The 17,556-nt window shown below is 39.8% G+C and carries 16 protein-coding genes; 6 read left to right on the forward strand and 10 right to left on the reverse strand.

Features of this window, described 5'->3' with window-relative positions; translation table 11 throughout:
* Window positions 1-68 precede the first annotated feature (68 nt).
* The 6 genes from HCN54_RS11085 to HCN54_RS11110 all read right to left on the reverse strand — a co-directional run bounded on the left by HCN54_RS11085 (window position 69) and on the right by HCN54_RS11110 (window position 7,250).
* Window positions 69-935 (reverse strand): helix-hairpin-helix domain-containing protein, encoded by an 867-nt coding sequence (locus HCN54_RS11085; protein ID WP_167597838.1) that lies wholly within the window; start codon window positions 933-935, stop codon window positions 69-71.
* Between the two features lie 15 nt (window positions 936-950).
* Window positions 951-2,615 carry an alanine/glycine:cation symporter family protein gene (locus HCN54_RS11090; protein WP_167597839.1) on the reverse strand — a complete coding sequence of 555 codons (1,665 nt, stop codon included), beginning with the start codon at window positions 2,613-2,615 and terminating at the stop codon, window positions 951-953.
* Between the two features lie 273 nt (window positions 2,616-2,888).
* Entirely contained in the window at window positions 2,889-4,574 is a 1,686-nt protein-coding gene (locus HCN54_RS11095; protein ID WP_167597840.1) for an alanine/glycine:cation symporter family protein, read from the reverse strand.
* A gap of 91 nt (window positions 4,575-4,665) precedes the next feature.
* The gene (locus HCN54_RS11100) at window positions 4,666-5,673 is read right to left on the reverse strand and encodes a potassium channel family protein (protein WP_167597841.1); all 1,008 of its coding nucleotides are present in this window, start codon (window positions 5,671-5,673) and stop codon (window positions 4,666-4,668) included.
* Between the two features lie 3 nt (window positions 5,674-5,676).
* Entirely contained in the window at window positions 5,677-5,904 is a 228-nt protein-coding gene (locus HCN54_RS11105; protein ID WP_205881685.1) for a PspC domain-containing protein, read from the reverse strand.
* Between the two features lie 59 nt (window positions 5,905-5,963).
* Entirely contained in the window at window positions 5,964-7,250 is a 1,287-nt protein-coding gene (locus HCN54_RS11110) for a DUF2851 family protein (RefSeq protein ID WP_167597843.1), read from the reverse strand.
* A gap of 85 nt (window positions 7,251-7,335) precedes the next feature.
* Here HCN54_RS11110 and HCN54_RS11115 point away from each other — a divergent pair, with 85 nt between their 5' ends.
* Window positions 7,336-7,866: an NTF2-like N-terminal transpeptidase domain-containing protein gene (locus HCN54_RS11115; RefSeq protein WP_167597844.1), complete on the forward strand. Its 531-nt coding sequence runs from the start codon at window positions 7,336-7,338 to the stop codon at window positions 7,864-7,866.
* A 7-nt stretch (window positions 7,867-7,873) separates the two neighbouring features.
* On the opposite strand, the gene HCN54_RS11120 is transcribed toward HCN54_RS11115, so the two are convergent.
* The 3 genes from HCN54_RS11120 to HCN54_RS11130 all read right to left on the reverse strand — a co-directional run bounded on the left by HCN54_RS11120 (window position 7,874) and on the right by HCN54_RS11130 (window position 10,984).
* Window positions 7,874-8,854, reverse strand: coding sequence for a PLP-dependent cysteine synthase family protein (locus tag HCN54_RS11120; RefSeq protein ID WP_167597845.1), 981 nt, complete (start codon window positions 8,852-8,854; stop codon window positions 7,874-7,876).
* Between the two features lie 142 nt (window positions 8,855-8,996).
* Window positions 8,997-9,653 carry a hypothetical protein gene (locus HCN54_RS11125; RefSeq protein WP_167597846.1) on the reverse strand — a complete coding sequence of 219 codons (657 nt, stop codon included), beginning with the start codon at window positions 9,651-9,653 and terminating at the stop codon, window positions 8,997-8,999.
* Between the two features lie 101 nt (window positions 9,654-9,754).
* The gene (locus tag HCN54_RS11130) at window positions 9,755-10,984 is read right to left on the reverse strand and encodes an ABC transporter permease (RefSeq protein ID WP_167597847.1); all 1,230 of its coding nucleotides are present in this window, start codon (window positions 10,982-10,984) and stop codon (window positions 9,755-9,757) included.
* Window positions 10,985-10,991: 7 nt separating this feature from the next.
* Here HCN54_RS11130 and HCN54_RS11135 point away from each other — a divergent pair, with 7 nt between their 5' ends.
* From HCN54_RS11135 to HCN54_RS11155, 5 genes are all read left to right on the forward strand, one after another.
* Window positions 10,992-12,263: an exo-beta-N-acetylmuramidase NamZ domain-containing protein gene (locus tag HCN54_RS11135; RefSeq protein WP_240924866.1), complete on the forward strand. Its 1,272-nt coding sequence runs from the start codon at window positions 10,992-10,994 to the stop codon at window positions 12,261-12,263.
* A gap of 136 nt (window positions 12,264-12,399) precedes the next feature.
* Window positions 12,400-12,777, forward strand: a complete 378-nt coding sequence (locus tag HCN54_RS11140; RefSeq protein WP_167597848.1) for a carboxypeptidase-like regulatory domain-containing protein — start codon at window positions 12,400-12,402, stop codon at window positions 12,775-12,777.
* Between the two features lie 101 nt (window positions 12,778-12,878).
* Window positions 12,879-14,159 (forward strand): serine hydrolase domain-containing protein, encoded by a 1,281-nt coding sequence (locus tag HCN54_RS11145; RefSeq protein ID WP_240924867.1) that lies wholly within the window; start codon window positions 12,879-12,881, stop codon window positions 14,157-14,159.
* A 136-nt stretch (window positions 14,160-14,295) separates the two neighbouring features.
* Entirely contained in the window at window positions 14,296-15,846 is a 1,551-nt protein-coding gene (locus HCN54_RS11150; RefSeq protein WP_167597849.1) for a M20/M25/M40 family metallo-hydrolase, read from the forward strand.
* 64 nt (window positions 15,847-15,910) lie between these two features.
* Entirely contained in the window at window positions 15,911-16,564 is a 654-nt protein-coding gene (locus HCN54_RS11155; RefSeq protein ID WP_167597850.1) for a hypothetical protein, read from the forward strand.
* 5 nt (window positions 16,565-16,569) lie between these two features.
* Here HCN54_RS11155 and HCN54_RS11160 read toward each other — a convergent pair whose 3' ends face one another.
* Window positions 16,570-17,556, reverse strand: coding sequence for a DUF1028 domain-containing protein (locus tag HCN54_RS11160; protein ID WP_167597851.1), 987 nt, complete (start codon window positions 17,554-17,556; stop codon window positions 16,570-16,572).

The following is a 17,556-nucleotide window of genomic DNA, read 5'->3' on the forward strand; positions in this document are numbered from 1 at the left end:
TTTAATTAATAAATAGGCAGTTGGAAAGGAAGTTTTGCCAGTAGGAACTACTTAATCTTTAAGCCTACTCAGTTTTGATTGGTTGACAAATATAATTTAATTCGTTCTAATTTATATGCGGTTATTCCGTCTATTTTAAGCAAGTCGTCAAGGTTAGTTATCGCCCCGTGCAGGGTTCTATAATCTATAATATCACGCGCGATATCAAAAGTTACAAATGGAATAGTTGAAAGGTCTGAAGCATTAGCCTTGTTCACATCGATCATTACGATTTCAGGTTTTGAAAGCACTGTATAAACCTCCTTTATGCTCCTCACCTGTGATGCTTTAATACCATAAACATCGTAGAGTTGATTATCTTCTATAAATCCACCGAGCTTTTTTCTATAGGCAAGAATGCGCTTTGCGATGTTTTCATTCATATTCTCCAAAGCCATCAAAGCATTAAAGTCAACTGTATTCAAATCTTTTGTCGGATTGGGTCTAACAGGTGTAGAATACCTTCTTTTTTTAGTAGCGGGCTGAGTCACCCATTCAGGGAATTTAAAAAAGGGAGAAATTACAGCCAGAAGCGAATCTGAAACTCCGGTAACATTTTGAAAATCTTCAACAGAATTAATCCAATTATTCTTTTCGCGAAAGCGCAATAACTTATCAATCTCCTTTGTATTCATTCCCAAAGTATAGCCCTTATAATCGGTGATGAAATTAGGATTGAAAGGATAAATCTCAGGCTTATTCAATTCTTCTTTCAATTGAACTAAGGAATCTAATTGCTGCTCGTAGTCAACTAATTCAATAACCGAAACGTTTTCCTTCTGCTGAAAGCTATCTTTAAAAAAATAAGCGCCCCAGCTCAGCATAAGAATGAGTACCAAAAGTAAAATCCCACTCCGTTGTCTGCTGTCCAGAAAGAAGTGGGATTTCAGTTTCATAATTGGCTATTAAAATTAAGAGGCCTTTTTAGTACTCTTAGAGTCTTTGTCTATGACAGCGTCCATTCTGCCAATTTTAATCGCATTGAGATACGCTTGAAGTTCTCGCCGAACTTTTGGAGACAAGAGCACAAGCCCAATGATGTTAGGAAACACCATTGCGAATATCATCGCGTCAGAGAAAGCGATTACCGCACCTAGACTTGATGAAGCTCCTACGATTACAAAAACCAAGAACAATACTTTATATACAATATCGGTTACTTTTCCTTTTCCGAATAAAAACTTCCAAGATTGAAGTCCGTAATACGACCAAGAGATTGCGGTTGAAATTGCAAACAACACCACAGCGATGGTAAGAACAATAGAGAAATAAGGAATTGCAGAATCAAAAGCTACCGAAGTAAGATCTACACCATTAATAGGCTCATTGGTTTCGTTAAGCATCACGTTACTTGCTGCATCCAGATTTCCGTAGGTAAACAAGTTGTGTTTAGCATTTGTAATAATGATTACAATTGCAGTCATCGTACAGATAATTACAGTATCAACAAACGGACCTAAAGAAGCTGTTAAACCTTCACTTGCAGGGTAGCGTGTTTTTACAGCAGAGTGCGCGATTGCAGCAGAACCTACACCAGCCTCATTAGAGAATGCCGCACGCTGAAACCCAACAATCATTACCCCTACAACACCACCAAAAGCAGCATTAGGGTTCATCGCACCATCCCAAATCTGGCCTAAAGCGAATCCAACCATATCTATATTGATCGCAATAATGATAAAGCCGGCTAATACATAAATGATCGCCATAAAAGGAACCACTTTTTCTGTAAAAGAACCGATTCTCTTAATTCCACCGATGATCACTAAACCAATGATCACCGCCATTATAATACCTAAATACAAACCTGCATTAGGGTTGTCCCAACCGGTCATCTGAATCAACTGTGAAGATGCCTGATTAGACTGAAACATATTACCGCCGCCAAAAGAAGCACCAATACACATAATTGCAAAGAAAACAGCTAGCACCTTACCTAGCCCTTTCATCTTCATCTCATTCAAACCTTTAGAAAGGTAGTACATAGGGCCACCATAGGTTTTTCCGTTCTCATCAACTTCACGGTATTTTACACCAAGGGTACACTCAACAAATTTAGAAGCCATCCCTAAGAGTCCTGCGATGATCATCCATACAGTCGCCCCGGGACCACCAATAGCAATCGCCACGGCCACACCGGCGATATTCCCTAAACCTACTGTTGCAGAAAGTGAAGCGGTCAACGCTTGAAAATGCGTTACCTCTCCTTGCACTTCACCCGTAAGCTTTACAGTATCTTTTACTTTACCATCTTCAACAACAATTTCTTCTTCCGCTGGCACATAATGATCAAGATCATCATACTTCCCCCAGGCGGTTTTTATACTGTCTTTAAAATATCTTAGATTAACTCCTTTGAAGTAAAGTGTAAAAAACAAAGCCCCTAAAAGCAAAATAAGAATTACGATAGGTAATTCTTTTCCGGCAATGACCACAGGGTACATTATAGTTTCAACGATAGGGGTAGTATATTTTTCGAAAGCTGCGTTAATTGATTCCCCCACACTCATATTTTCCTGAGCAAACGTCATAATAGGAAACATTAGACAACAAATAGAAAACATAATTTTCTTCATAAGTACTTTTGTATTTGAATAAAATTTTTGAAGTAAAAGCAGCAAGATGCTAAAAAATTAAGCGTTTTCAAAGGTAAAGCCCGTTAAAATAGTATTTCGTTGCATAATTCGCAGTAATATTACCAAAAGGTTTTACTTCTTTTCACAAGGTATTTTAAGTCCCTTTGTTTCACTCGAAAACCAATATCAAAAGTCCTAAAATACAAACCCCCAAACCGTTACCGGTTTGGGGGTTTCAATAAGTTCAAATCTCGATTATCGAGCAACCTTCTATTATTTTAAAGCTTCACGTTTTAATTTGATCGCATCAAGATATCGGTTAAGTTGTTTCTTAACAACCGGAAATAAAAAGAATAATCCTACCATATTTGGGAAAATCATCGCAAAAATCATCGCATCTGAAAAATCCCAGATCGATCTCATGTTTGCAGCAGCACCAATTACGATAAAAGTTAGGAACAACAGTTTATAAACCATATCTGCCACCTTACCTCTTCCGAATAAGAATTTCCACGCTTGAATCCCATAGTAAGACCAAGAGATCATCGTAGAGACAGCAAATAAAACCACCGCTATAGTCAAGAATATATTTGAAAAAGGAATATACTCAGCAAAAGCCTTTGAAGTGATCCCGGCTCCTTCATACGATAAGCCATCAATAATCACTGCACCAGAGCCATCACCACCATACTCAAAGAAACCACCAAAGTTAAAAATGATGATCACAAGTGCGGTCATAGTACAAATAACAACAGTATCAATAAAAGGTTCTAACAAGGCCACAAGACCTTCACTTGCAGAATACTTGGTACGCACCGCAGAGTGCGCAATAGAAGCTGAACCTGCACCGGCCTCATTAGAAAAAGCCGCACGTTTAAAACCTTGCAGAAGTACTCCTATAACTGAACCCACGCCAAAGGCAGTAGGATTAAAGGCCTCTTCTACAATAAGCGCAATTGCGTCATCGATCAGGGAAAAATTCAATCCAATTATGTAAATACAAGCTACCAGATACATCACCGCCATAAATGGCACTACTTTTTCAGTAACCTGTGCGATACGCTTAATACCGCCAATGATGATCACACCAACTAAAATTGCAATTACAACACCAATCCAGAATCCTGCACCTGTACTCTCTAAGTTAAAAAGCTCTTTAATTACAATGGTGGCTTGATTACTTTGCGCGGCATTACCACCACCAAAAGAACCTCCAATACAGAAAATAGCAAAAACAACTGCTGCAATTTTTCCTAAAGTAGCAAAACCTTTTTCTTTTAAACCTTTGGTCAAGTAAAACATTGGACCGCCATAAACGGTACCATCTTCACCTACATCTCGGTACTGAACCCCAAGCGTACATTCAACAAATTTGCTAGACATACCTAAAAGTCCGCAGATGATCATCCAGAAAGTAGCTCCGGGACCACCAAGTGCGATAGCTAAAGCTACCCCGGCGATATTTCCGTTACCAACAGTTCCTGATACTGCAGTTGCAAGTGCTTGAAAGTGGCTCACCTCACCTGCTGAAGATTCGTCACGTATCGTATCTACGATATCGCCATCAACAGCCAGATCATCATCAAGTGCTTCTATATGCTCCTCGATGTCAACTTTATTAAGATCTACACCATTTGCGATTCCGTCCTCTCCATAAAGAACTTTAGCTCCGTGATTCTCAATATCTTCATATTTACCACGTACGGTTTGAATGGCACGCCAGAAATATCTAAAGTTGGGAAAGCCAAAATAAACTGTGAAGAATAAGGCGCTAAAAACAAGAAGAATTAATACAAACGGAATATCAAAAATGGTGAAGAAAACCACATTAGAAAAGAACGTTGAAACCGGTGCAAATGCCTGATCAATTTGATCATCTATTCCTATGGGAGCTGATTCCTGAGCAGAACCGATTAAAGAAGTGAATAGGAAAACGAGTAGGGATAATTTGTGTTTCATGCGCAAGCAAAATAGTTTAGTTAAAGATTGAAGCGGCCTTACAATCATTAAAAAAATATGTATAGCTCACTACTGAACCGTAAACATAATACTAAATCGCAAATTCTCTATGTAAATTTTCAATCTGTTCAGGTCTTCCAATCACAATTAAGATACAACCACGCTCTAATTTTAAAGAAGCTTCAGGATTTATGATATAATCACCATCAGCAGATTTATAGCCTATAATAGAACATCCGGTTTTATTTCTAAGGTCAATATCTCTGATAGACCTAGTTTTAAGATCGGGGCAGACCGCTTCAAAAGTCACCTGCTGCACATTGACACGACCTTCGGTAGCGACTTGTAGATTATCTAAAAACTCTACTAAATCTGGCACCACAACCAACGACGCCATATGGTCACCCCCTATTTTATCTGGCATGATCACATTATCTGCTCCGGCGAATTTCAGTTTTTGATATGTAGTTTCTTCTGAAGCTCTACTGATGATTTTTAGATCAGGATTTATCTGCCGAGCCGACAGCACCACAAACAAATTATCAGAGTCATCTGGTAATGCCGAAATTAAAGTGGATGCCCGCTTCACCCCTGCCTGTACTAACACTTCGTCTTCATTAGCATTTCCTGTCACAAACAACATCTGGTCTGAGTGAAACTTATTTACGATCTCTTCATCCCGTTCGATCACCACAAAAGGGCGACCATAGGTCGTAAGTTTTTGCGCTGCTTGCTTACCATTTCTTCCAAACCCCACAACGATCACGTGGTTATTTAAACTGTCTATCTTTTTTTGCACACTACGTTGTTTTATAAGTTCAAAATTACTGCGACTCAATATATATTCGGTGATGATAGATATCGCATAACCCAGCACGATCACGCTCACTAAAATTAAAATTACCGTAAAAATCTTAGCAGAATCATTCAGCGGTTGCACCTCACCAAAACCTACCGTACTTATCGTGATCATCGTCATATACACCGCATCGGTCCAGGTGTATTCTGCTAAAAACCGAAACCCAAAAACACCAAGCATTAACATACTTATGATTAAGAGTATGGCTACGTAAATTCGGCTTCTAAAAATTTTCAGCATAGATTATAGATCAAAAACAGAAGTGCGTTTGGTGTACACCAAATCTTTCAATTTTAGCCAAAACGCTAAAACCAAGTACACCGCAAACCAGAGCCCCGCAGTCGCAAAGGATAAATAAATAAAGAATAAACGCACATTTTTAGCGCGAATCCCTAACCTATCGGCCAGTCTTGAACTTACGTAAAAGCCGTTTCGCTCAAAAAAATGTCTTATCGCATATATAAATTTCATCACGTTCCTGTTATTCTGCTGCAAAATACAACACTTCAAAAACAATCATTCTATCAAACTTAATTCGAAATTAAATAATTACCTATTTCACATTTTAAACATTGATTGAGATCACAATATTCTCTTTTTAATTGTAGCAAAGCCTGACTGTGCAACGCATCACGCTCAAAAGTCTTGAGTTTTTCAAAGGTACTTACAACACTGTTTTTCTCTAGCGGAATGCTACGCATCAAATCTAACAATTGCTCTTGCACATCTAGGCCTTTAGCCTGAGCATAAACAAACTTCAACGGAATTACACTATTTATGATAAGCACATCGATAAAGGCATCAGACAATTTTTTAATTCGGGGTTTATGAGGTTTTCCAAAAGTATAATGGGTTTCCCAATAGGTTGATGTACTTACCTTAAGTAACTTCTGAAGTTCTGATCGGGTTTGTGCTGCGATACATTTTGAGAACAAATCTTGATGTTGCTCATATAATTGCGCGAGTTGCGAAATTCGGATTCCCGGAAAATTTGGTGGACGCAACTTAAAAAACTGCATCGGATACCGGATTCCTTCAGACAGTTCAAATTTGTGTTTTACATACAAATAGTCCTTCTTCCAAAGTTTTGGTTGCTGTTCAATAGGATCATCAGCTAACATTTGTGCTTGTCCCAGTAACGCGGCTTCGAGTTGTCCCGTTTGTTGAGCCAACTTGCGCACTATTGAAAACGGAATAATCTGAGCGAGTTCTTCAAAAGCATCCGCATTGATCACCGTCCCAAAATTCCGCGCCAGCGTCATAAACAAAACAGCTTCCCAATCGCCGGTTACCGACTCTACTTTGCCAAGAACATGACTTACTTTACGCTCTAGCCTGTCAAAATACAACCGCTCAACCCAATGCTCAAAAAGAGCCGCATCAACCTCTGCAAAATTTGACTCGCAATTGATAAACCTATAGGATTTTGCTTCCAGTAAAACTTTGTAACTCTGCAACATTTGTGGTGAGACCTTATCGCTCAATACCAAAGTAGGAATCGGCAAATTTGCTGCGTCAAAAACCTCGCAGTCGTCTTCCCAGACCACGTGTAAAATTACATTTGAATACGCCTGATCGCGCTCGTGCCGATGCAGATACCAATCTGAACTTTTTAAATGCACCTCAACATTTCCGGCCCATAACTGATCGCCAATGCGTATCTGCGCATTAAAAAAATCAGGACCAGCAAGTTCGTTATAACTCCCGGGATGAATCACCTGAATACTTCTTTGCTCATCAGACAACAGTAACCCACTTGAAGCTGCGCCTTCAAATTTTCTGAACTGCCATAAATAGTGCAAAAAAGCCTCTTTCATTAGCTTAAAGTTAATTCAATTTTAGCATAACCTTAATAGCCTCAAGACTTAAGGCTGATTAATTTTATCAAAAACTAATACAACTATGAAAAATTCAATGCTAACCATAGCTTTAGCTACTTCAATGATTTTTGCTTCTTGTGTAGATCGAAAAACCAACGATAACGGCGAGGTTGAACTCGAAGAAAAAAATCAACAGGTTACCCCTGAAGATATGTATCAAACCTCAGGACAAGAAGGAGAAACTTCTCCCGAAGATCTAGCCGAAATCAACAGCGCTAAAAAAGTCATTAATGATTATTTTGACGCCTTAGAACGCGGGGAAACCAACGAAGCTTACGAAGTGTTATCTCAATCAAATAGTGAAAGGACAACACCTTCTGAATTTGCTGAGAAACACGCTAATGTAGAAACGGCGACAGTAAGCTATACCACAGATCCTCAAGTAGTAAAAGGCGCAAATGGCACAGATGTGAAGTTACCGTTTAGATATACCATTCTTACCAAAGATGGAAACACTATGTCGTATAACGGCTCTGCAATGATCGTTAAAAGTAGCGAGGAGGATGCAGATTATAAAATTCAAGGGATGACCATGACTCGCGAAGAAAGTTAGAAAAGAATTACTCTAAAAATCCTTTTTCACGCATCCACTCATCGTTGTACATTTTGTTGATATAACGACTACCGTGATCGTGAAAAAGGATTACTACCACATCATCTTTGGTAAACTTATCTTTCAATTGCAGCAAGCCTTTGATCGCTGCACCAGCCGAATTTCCCAGAAAGAATCCTTCTTCTCGTGCTAGTCGTCGTGTATAAATGGCTGCATCTTTATCGGTTACTTTAGTAAAGCCATCAATAATTTTAAAGTCCACATTTTCAGGAAGAATATCCTCCCCTATTCCCTCAGTGATATAGGGATAGATTTCATTCTCATCAAAAATACCGGTCTCGTGGTATTTTTTGAAGACCGAACCGTAAGTGTCTACACCCCAAATTTTAATGTCGGGATTTTTCTTTTTTAAAAAATTCCCTACTCCAGAAATGGTTCCTCCGGTTCCTACTCCGCAAATAAAATGGGTGACCTTCCCATCAGTTTGATCCCAGATTTCAGGGCCCGTAGATTCAAAGTGCGCTTGCGCATTACTAGGATTATCATATTGATTTACATACCACGAGTTTGGCGTTTCTTTAGCCAACCGCTTAGAAGTACTATAATAGGACTCAGGGTCGTCTGGATCTACATCTGTGGGGCAAACCACAACCTCGCACCCCACAGCCTTTAAAATGTCAATTTTTTCTTTACTCTGTTTATCTGAAATCACACAGACCATAGTATAACCTTTTACGATGGCTGCCAGCGCCAACCCCATACCTGTGTTTCCTGAAGTTCCTTCTATGATCGTACCGCCGGGTTTGATCAGGCCTTGCGCTTCGGCGTCTTCAACCATTTTTAAAGCCATTCGGTCTTTAGTAGAATTCCCAGGATTAAAGGTTTCGTATTTGGCTAAAACTAAACACGGAAGTTGTGCAGTAAGTTTATTCATTTTGACCAAAGGCGTTTTGCCAATGGTTTCTAATATATTTTCGGCGTATTGCATACAGGCGGTCTTCTTTTAATTTTTCAGCTATTTAAAGATTTTCTATTAAGATCAACAACTGATTAATTATTCTCAAAAATTAGAGATAAAAACCGACCCCAACTGAAGGTTTAACAACAATTTGAGTTTTTCTCAAGAAGATTTAAGAAGTGACTTTTTTCCGCTTTTTAAAACCTCCGCGTACTTTAATGATATAATAAATGATAAAGGTGTTACCTATGATTGAAGGTAGAATCCAGACCATAAGCCCTTGCATTTTCATACCGCCCACGAGAAAAGCGGTCACCGAAGCAATATAGGCACCGGTTATTTTGCCTATATGTTGTGCCAGCCATCCGGTTTTTGACCTTCTCGGCTTCCGCCAAAATCTAAAATCCTGAAAGCACAGCATCAAGCTAATGATTCCGAAGAAAATGAAAAGGACGTTGTTTCCGAAGCTATTTAAGATTCCACTTAAGATCATCAAAACCGAAAGCAGCGTCATGGCGATGGTAATCCCCCAATCTAATTTAGAAACCTGGGCGGTCTTGCGCTTAAAGCGTAATACGCGCTTGCCTACCAAAACCATATAAATAGTAAAAACACCTATTAAGAACAAAAAAGGATTGTGATGTCCCGGCATACAAGCGATAGGTAACGACAGTCCAGAACTGACCAACATTCCTATTACAAACCATTTTCCGGATTGTTTATGGACTTTTCCTCCCTTTTTTGTGACTAAACTGAGTGTTCCTGAAAGTAAACCTATTCCACCAAAAAAAGCGTGAATGTAAATCGCTGTGCGTATTGCTGTTTCCATAATTGAAGTTTTAACACCTCAAAGATGAAGGCTAGAAGTCATCTATTCAATTAGAAAACACTCAACTGTTGTATGGAGCTACTCAATTGTAAAAAACGGCATTATTCAAACTTGATGGTTTTCACCGGCGAGATACGCGTAACCACATAAGACGGAATCAACAGCATTAAAGCGCAAAGCAAAAATGTACCCACGTTAAGCAACACGATATAATACCAATCGATATAAACAGGAGCCTCACTCACATAATAGGTCTCAGGATTTAGTGTGATCAGTCCAAAATAATGCTGTAATAAGAGTAAGCCCAATCCTATGACATTTCCCCAGAATAAACCAACGCCTACTAAATACAATGCGTTATACATAAAGATTTTTCTAATACTCCAGTTGTTTGCCCCCAGCGCTTTAAGAATACCCACCATAGGTGTACGCTCCAGAATCAACACGAGCAACGCAACGATCATATTGATCCCCGCAACGATAATCATCACCACAATGATAAGTGCGATATTGAAATCAAATAAAGACAACCACTCAAAAATAGAATAGTACTTCTGGGTGATAGTCATTGTATTTAGAAACGAATCTGTGTTTTCATAGATCGCTGTACCGATCTCGTTGAGTCGATCAAAATCGCTTACAAAAACCTCAAACGCACCCACTTGATCTGCCTCCCAATTATTGAGTTTTTGAACGTGCCTGATATCTGCAAAAACAAAACTTTCATCAAACTCTTGAAAACCGCTGTCATAAATACCTACGATGTCAAACCTTCGATTTAAAAAACCGCCATCCTCTTTCAAAAAGAAAACAATTACTTTATCTCCATTTTTAAACCCCAAACGGTTGGCTTGATATCGGCTTACGAGAATTTCTGTATTTAGATTTTCAGTATAATCAGGAACACGACCTTCGATAAGAAAATCCTGCATATAATCCCATCTATAATCGTCACCTACGCCTTTTACGATAATTCCTTCAAAATCAGTCGCAGTACGAATCACACCGGCTTTTGTAGCGGTAACCTGCACGTGAGTTACTTCAGGAACGGCATCAAAATCGGGGTAAAAATTTTGGTTTTTTGGAATAGGGTTCAGCGTGATATCGCTGTTATTTCCGTCAAATTGAGAAATAATAATATCCCCATTAAATGCTGAAACTTTTTCTTTGATCTTTTGCTGAAGCCCCACGCCGGTGGCAATGGTAATCATCATCATGACCACGCCTAGAATTATTGCGATGATTGCAATTTTAATTATAGGGGTTGAAGCAGTACTTTTATACTTCTTGGCGCCAATTATGCGTTTAGCTGTAAAATATTCAAAATTCAATCGTCCTATGGCGTTTCGTTTATTCAAAAGTACCTTTTTTTTAGTTTTTGTAATTAGTATTTCCTGCGGAAACACGCCCGGAACTAAAAATCAAAGCCTTCCATCCCCCGAGTCACAAAATGACGCGCTGGCAAAAACTCAAACTCCAGAACCTGCACCAATAGTTCTTGGCGCCAATCGCACGGAAGTTTATCTCCCTTTATTAAAAGACAAAAAGGTTGCAGTTGTTGGCAACCCTAGTTCCCTTATTCTCAAAGCCTCATCATCAAGCGAAAAAGTATATACTCATTTAGTAGATTCTTTGGTCGCGCATCAGGTCAATATTGTAAAAGTGTTTTCGCCGGAGCACGGCTTTCGAGGCACTGCAGATGCAGGGGAAGCGGTCAAAGACGGGAAAGATCCTAAAACCGGTTTACCGGTGATTTCTTTATACGGAAATAATAAAAAACCAAAGCCAGAGCAATTAGCCGGAGTAGATGTTATCGTTTTTGATATTCAAGATGTAGGCGTTAGATTTTACACCTATATCGCCACTTTACATTATGTCATGCAGGCTGCAGCTGAAGCTTCAATTCCTGTAGTTGTTTTAGATCGGCCCAATCCTAATGGAAGCTATGTAGATGGCCCCATTATGGAAGCAGCGCATACCAGTTTTTTAGGAATGCATGCGGGGGTTCCGCTCTTACACGGGATGACCATTGGCGAATATGCGCAGATGATGAATCAAGAAGGCTGGCTTCAAACAGCACACCCGGCAAAACTTACCGTGGTCGCTATGCAAAATTATACGCACAATTTAACTTACTCCCTACCGGTGCGCCCTTCTCCTAACTTACCCAACGACCAATCGATTATGCTTTACCCTAGTCTTGGCTTATGCGAGGGCACAACGTTAAATGCTGGTCGCGGGACCGAAATGCAGTTTCAAGTCATTGGCTCTCCGTTTCTTCCACAAGAACAATATACGTTTAGTTATACGCCGCAACCTAATTTTGGCTCTAAAAACCCAAAATTCAAAGGCGAAACCTGCAATGGTCTAGACTTGCGAATGCTCCCGAAACTTCAAAAAGTTGATCTTCATTTTATTATAGATGCCTACCGCAATTATGAAAAGAAAGCGGAATTCTTCAACACTAAAAATTTCACGGCACACGCCGGCACCGCACAGTTACAACAGCAAATAGAAAGTGGAGCTACCATGCAGGAGATTAGAGCAAGTTGGCAGGATGGCCTAGACGCTTTCAAAGTACTTCGCCAAAAATATGTCTTGTATCCATAGAGCAGACATCGGCTAACTGGGGTTTAACGTACTTATCTGAAGAATTAACTTTTTATCTACAACGAAATAGTTATATTTATCCGCTGATTTAGTTTTCTGAATCCGTGTTGAATACAAATCCGATAACGATTGAGCTATGAAATCTATTATAATTCTTGTTTGTGCCTTTTTTTTCAGCGTCCCATTTTACGGGCAACGTCTGTACGGTACGATTACCGATGCTAAAACTCAAGAACCTATTGAAGGGGTAAATGTTTTTATCAAGTCTATCAAAAAAGGAGTGACTTCTAAAAACGACGGTATATTTTACTTCGAGCAAGCACACGGACTGGAGCAGCAAGACACCATTCTTTTTAATATGGTTGGATATCATACCTTAAAGTTGACCTTAGCGCAGTACGAAACTCAAAACAAACAAGTGCGTTTAGTTGAAGAGAAGTTCATCAATAGTAAGCCGATTAAAGGCAGTAATCGGGTGATTACGTTGGGCAAAGCCAACAGCAGCATTAAGTGATCACGCAAACGATATATTAATTTTTGAATTGAATTAAGTTTAAATTTATACCTCAGAAGAAATTCTGAGGTATTTTTTTTTTGCAACTAACCCATTCCATTATGAAAAGATCTTTTAGCCTGCGCTGGCTATGTATTTGCGCAATTCTCGTTCATGTTCAATTCTTTGCACAAGAAAATCTGCTCCCCAAAGTACAACCCGAAGCAGCCGGAATGAGCAGTTCTAGACTCGCTTATCTTGATACGATGGCGCTTGAAGCTCTCGCAGAAAAACAAGTGCCGGGAATGGTAGCTTTAGTAGCCCGCAATGGAAAGCTTGTTTATCATAAAGCCTTTGGCGCTGCTAATGCTCAGGGCGAAGCGCTTGATAGTAATTCGATTTTTAGGATCGCATCTCAAACCAAAGCCATCACCTCAACCGCAGTAATGATTCTTTGGGAACGCGGAAAATTTCAACTCGACGATCCCATTTCTAAATACATTCCGGAGTTTAAAGATGCTCAGGTTCTGGACTCCCTTTTACCTGACGGAAGCTACACCACTCATCCCGCTGTGCGCCCTATAACTATTAGACATTTGCTTACCCATACTTCAGGAATTGGTTACGGTCAAATTGATGGTGATCCCAGATTCAAGAAAATCTATGATGCTGCTGGTGTGACTGATCTTTTTACCACCGAAAAAATCACAATTGAAGAAAGTGTCAAAAAACTGGCAAAATTGCCACTGCATCACAATCCGGGCGACAACTTCACCTATAGTGAAGGCCTTGATGTATTGGGCTATTTTATCGAAATTATTTCAGGGAAGCCGCTTGACGAATTTTTTAGAAAAGAAATCTTTGAGCCTTTAGCCATGCATAATACCTACTTCTACCTACCCAAAGAAAAGCAAGATCTGCTGGTAGCTGTTCAAACCAAAGAGGATGGAAAATGGATTGATTTCCCAACAACATTTTATGATCCTGATTATCCTAAAAAAGGAAAAATGACTTTCTTCTCCGGTGGAGCAGGATTATCAAGTACGCCAGTAGATTATGCGCAGTTTCTTCAGATGTATCTCAATAAAGGAACTTTCAATGGAAACCGAATACTAAGCCGCACAACGGTTGATTTTATTTTGAGCAATCAAATAGGAGAAATATGGAAAGGTAATGGGTCGCATCACGGGCTTGCGTTTAGCGTTGTTGATGATCTAGGTGCGGCCAAAGGCGGCAAAGGAAGTGCAGGCACTTTTGAATGGGGCGGCTATTTTAACACCCAGTATTTTGCAGACCCTGAAGAGCAACTCATTGGGATCATTATGAAGCAAACCCAAAAAGTTGGCGGTGATGAAACCAGCTGGAAATTCAGAAACATCGTCTTAAGTGCCATCGCTGATTGATTCTATTTTTTTCTATTCGGTACTATCTTTTATTCCTTAACAAGGTACCTGCTATTATTGCATCTTTTTAGTCAACAGTAGCGTACGAAATCTTAATTTTAAGGTCTAACACTATTTAGCACTTAATTTTATTTAAATGAAAAAAACGTTTTACTTATGCTTGCTTGGCGCTAGCCTAAGCACAGGGCTTTTTGCTCAAACGCAAGAAGAAACGGTTGAGGCGATCGTAAAAGAAGCCACCGAAAACTCACAACTTAAACTTCTTGCGCACCAACTTCTAGATGTAGTTGGACCACGTCTGGTAGGCTCTCCAGAAATGAAGCACGCGCACGATTGGGCTGTTGAAACCTATGCTGATTGGGGCATCGATGCTGAAAATCAACAATGGGGTGTTTGGAAAGGTTGGGATCGTGGGATCACACACATCGATTTGGTAAGTCCACGCCGGGTAAGCCTTGAAGGTATGCAATTGGCTTGGTCTCCTGCAACCAAATCAAAAGGTGTAGAAGCCGAAGTTATAGTACTTCCGGAGGCTAAAGATTCGGTTAGTTTTAAAAATATGCTGTCTCAAGTAGCGGGGAAATTTGTTTTGGTTTCTATGCCTCAACCTACCGGTAGACCTGACGATAATTGGGAAGAATGGGCGACTCCTGAGTCTTTTGAGAAAATGAAAAAAGATCGTGATGCACTCAATGACGCCTGGAATGCTCGCATCAAAGCTACGGGGTATTCTTCAAGAGAACTTCCTAAAATATTAGAAGAAGCCGGTGCTGTTGGTGTGATTACCAGCAACTGGTCGCGCGGTTTTGGTGTGAACAAAGTATTTTCTGCCTATACTGAAGAAATCCCAATGGTGGATATCGCTTTAGAAGATTACGGCCTGCTTTACCGTCTTGCAGATTACGGCGACAAGCCTGTGATTAAAGTGGTTGCAGAGTCTGAAGAATTAGGTGAACAACCCACGTTTAATACCATTGCTCAAATAAAAGGAAGTGAAAAACCTGAGGAGTATGTAATTCTTTCTGCGCATTTTGATTCTTGGGATGGTGGCCAGGGCGCAACAGACAACGGTACCGGAACCTTGGTAATGATGGAAGCTATGCGCATTTTGAAGCAAGTATACCCTAACCCAAAACGTACCATTCTTGTAGGACATTGGGGCAGTGAAGAGCAGGGACTTAATGGGTCGCGTTCTTTTGTAAAAGATCATCCTGAGATTGTAGCGGGTGTTCAAGCGGTCTTTAATCAAGATAACGGAACAGGTCGTGTAGCTAATATTTCAGGTAACGGATTTTTAAATGCTTACGACTATCTAGGTCGTTGGTTAAATGCAGTTCCTGATGAAGTAGCATCAATTGAAACGCATTTCCCTGGAGCTCCGGGGCGTGGTGGTTCTGACTACGCTTCTTTTGTAGCAGCTGGTGCTCCAGCGTTTAACCTAAGCTCGCTAAGCTGGAATTACTGGAACTACACGTGGCATACCAACCGCGATACCTATGATAAGATCGTTTGGGATGACGTGCAAAACAATGCGATCCTGACCGCTGTCTTAGCGTATATGGCGAGTGAAGACGATGAGAAAACTTCTCGTGACCAAATTGTACTACCGGTTAATAAAAGAACAGGTGAGCAAATGACTTGGCCAGAACCTCGTGATGGAAACCGTCGCGGCGGTCTAGACGATTAATTTTTCGTTTAATAGTTTTACTTTAAGGCTCGAAATTTATCGAGCCTTTTTAACACGCTAAGTAATGATTCATGGTTTTATTAAATTCTCTAAATTAGAACACCTAAAAAAAATGCTAATTGATGGGGAGTTATATTGCAATAGAATAGCCACTATAATCAAAAATGAGGGTAAACATTGGGGAGATAAATTTGAAGGAGTCAATGAAATTGAAAACTACTCACAAGGTAAGCTATCTTTATTTGATGAAAATGCAAAAGAATATGTTTCCATTCCAAATATTAAAAGAATTCAACGTTTGAAACGTTATAAAGCAAAATTCAATAACATTCTTTGCCTTTATACCATTGATAATTTCAATATTAAAAACAACCATTTAATTGTTGATGACAGAATGAAAGGTTACGGAGAAAACGCTCTCATAATTTACAATCCGGCCTTGTTCTATAAAAAAATTAAGAATTCTTGTGCAGAACTAAACATAGAACTTTGTTCTCAGAAGGTTCATTACTATAATGAACTGAACAATCAAACTAAGCTCACTTTATTTGACAAAATAAAAGCGTTTGAAGGAGAAAATGAATTCCGTTTTTTATTTGAAACAGATGGCTCTAAAATTTTAAAACTAAACATTGGTTCTATGAAAGATTATGCTAAAATCATCAATACAAAAGACTTAATTAATAAAGTCCATCCTCCTAAAATTACAAACGAGTAATTCTCTTATAATTTCTGAATTTCCGCTACTTCAGATTCGCTCACGGTAAGCAATCCCGGTTTTACTAAGCGTCCTATCATTTCGCGCCAGTTTTCATCCTGTTCAAAAATCGCCTTAAAAATAGGTTTAGCTTCTTCAAGCTGACCGTCATTAGCCATCGCTACCGCCTTCCAGAATTTCATTTCCAGATTGTCAGGAAACATCGTTTCGGCGGTGCCGTATTGTTTTAACGCTTCGGGCATATCACCTGCTTCTACAGCCAGATCACCGCGATTCATATACTCGTATGCTCGAGCAACCTTCAGTAAATGACCTAATTCTTCAATAGGATTTTGGTGATCATCTACACGCAAATTGATCTTATATTCTTCCCACGGATTCTCAACCAATTCTGGCCCTACAACGATCAATGCTGCAGATTGCTTTCCGCGGATATCGCCACCGGCAGCCTGTGCTGCTTTTAAAACTTCAACCATTCGCTCAGCTAACGGAAGCTCGCTGTACTTCTCAAAAGCTTCTGCCATCGCAGGAACCGTTTGATCAGTCAGCATCATATTAGCCTGCACCGAAAAATTGTCTCCGGTTATTTGACTCGCATATACCACACATTTTTCACCTGTGTAGGCTGAAGCACTTCCGTTAACATCTAAGAAAGCAACTTGCCGATAGGCTTTACCCTCATCTTCGGCGATAAGCTGTTCAAGTGCAGCTTCCGCAGTCATTCCTTCCTGCATCAAGGCTAAACCTTTAGGTCCGTAAGAAGGATTTACAAAAGACTGAGTAGCAACTACTCCTACTCCGCTCTTCCCCCAACTCACCAGAGAACCCACGCTAAACCAATGGCTTTGCACAGCTACCGCCATTTCACCGGTCTCAGCATCACGTGCCACAATAGAAAATGTGTGAGCGAAGGCACTTTTATCGGCATCTATCTGTTGGCTAAAACCTGTTGCAGTCAGTGCTAGAAATAGAATTTTTATAATGTTTTTCAT

This window comes from Leeuwenhoekiella sp. ZYFB001 (assembly GCF_011784865.1).
Taxonomy (GTDB): Bacteria; Bacteroidota; Bacteroidia; order Flavobacteriales; family Flavobacteriaceae; genus Leeuwenhoekiella; species Leeuwenhoekiella palythoae.

Coding starts and splice junctions, on each gene's coding strand:
- HCN54_RS11095 (WP_167597840.1), bottom strand. CDS start 4,574: ATGAAACACAAATTATCCCTACTCGTTTTCCTATTCACTTCTTTAATC.
- HCN54_RS11135 (WP_240924866.1), top strand. CDS start 10,992: ATGGCGTTTCGTTTATTCAAAAGTACCTTTTTTTTAGTTTTTGTAATT.
- HCN54_RS11085 (WP_167597838.1), bottom strand. CDS start 935: ATGAAACTGAAATCCCACTTCTTTCTGGACAGCAGACAACGGAGTGGG.
- HCN54_RS11150 (WP_167597849.1), top strand. CDS start 14,296: ATGAAAAAAACGTTTTACTTATGCTTGCTTGGCGCTAGCCTAAGCACA.
- HCN54_RS11155 (WP_167597850.1), top strand. CDS start 15,911: ATGATTCATGGTTTTATTAAATTCTCTAAATTAGAACACCTAAAAAAA.
- HCN54_RS11145 (WP_240924867.1), top strand. CDS start 12,879: ATGAAAAGATCTTTTAGCCTGCGCTGGCTATGTATTTGCGCAATTCTC.
- HCN54_RS11105 (WP_205881685.1), bottom strand. CDS start 5,904: ATGAAATTTATATATGCGATAAGACATTTTTTTGAGCGAAACGGCTTT.
- HCN54_RS11110 (WP_167597843.1), bottom strand. CDS start 7,250: ATGAAAGAGGCTTTTTTGCACTATTTATGGCAGTTCAGAAAATTTGAA.
- HCN54_RS11090 (WP_167597839.1), bottom strand. CDS start 2,615: ATGAAGAAAATTATGTTTTCTATTTGTTGTCTAATGTTTCCTATTATG.
- HCN54_RS11125 (WP_167597846.1), bottom strand. CDS start 9,653: ATGGAAACAGCAATACGCACAGCGATTTACATTCACGCTTTTTTTGGT.
- HCN54_RS11115 (WP_167597844.1), top strand. CDS start 7,336: ATGAAAAATTCAATGCTAACCATAGCTTTAGCTACTTCAATGATTTTT.
- HCN54_RS11140 (WP_167597848.1), top strand. CDS start 12,400: ATGAAATCTATTATAATTCTTGTTTGTGCCTTTTTTTTCAGCGTCCCA.
- HCN54_RS11100 (WP_167597841.1), bottom strand. CDS start 5,673: ATGCTGAAAATTTTTAGAAGCCGAATTTACGTAGCCATACTCTTAATC.
- HCN54_RS11120 (WP_167597845.1), bottom strand. CDS start 8,854: ATGCAATACGCCGAAAATATATTAGAAACCATTGGCAAAACGCCTTTG.
- HCN54_RS11160 (WP_167597851.1), bottom strand. CDS start 17,556: ATGAAAAACATTATAAAAATTCTATTTCTAGCACTGACTGCAACAGGT.